This is a genomic window from Psychrobacter sp. 1U2, assembly GCF_051847575.1.
Genome location: NZ_JBPYDC010001328.1, coordinates 1 through 627, shown reverse-complemented (window position 1 = coordinate 627; position 627 = coordinate 1). Strand labels below are relative to the sequence as shown.

Genomic DNA, 627 nt, shown 5'->3' with positions numbered 1-627 from the left:
CCGCTACATAATCCTGCCAATGCGCTTGGCATCGAAGCTGTGCAAGCTATCTATCCTGAAATTCCACAAGTCGTCGTCTTTGATACTGCTTTTCATCAGACCATGCCGCCAGTTGCTTTTCTTTATCCGCTGCCAAAATCACTGTATGCAGATCATAAGATTCGCCGTTATGGCTTTCACGGTACTTCGCACGCCTACGTCTCAGAACGAGCAAGCCAAATCACAGATGCCAAAGGCCCTCATGGTTGGTTAACCGCGCACTTAGGCAATGGTTGCTCGGCGACCGCCGTCTATGATGGCAAGAGCTTAGATACCAGTATGGGACTCACACCGCTTGAGGGTCTGATGATGGGTACGCGTAGCGGGGATGTCGATCCAAGCTTACATATGCATCTAAAACGTCAGCTTGGATTGAGCTTAGAAGAGATCGACAAGATGCTCAACAACGAAAGCGGTCTGCTCGGTATCTCAGGTTTATCTAATGATCTGCGTACCATCGAAGAAGCGGCCAATGAAGGTCATAAAGATGCACAGCTCGCCATCGAGATGTTCTGTTATCGCGTTGGCAAATATCTTGCCAGCCTAAGCTGTGCGCTCCCTGACTTTACCGGTATCGTCTTCACTGGT

At 49.4% G+C, this 627-nt stretch carries 1 protein-coding gene; it reads left to right on the top strand.

Going from position 1 to position 627, the window contains the following annotated elements; all coding sequences use genetic code 11:
- On the top strand, positions 1–627 hold a 627-nt coding region (locus ACS8FD_RS21905; RefSeq protein ID WP_439277420.1), incomplete at both ends, for an acetate/propionate family kinase.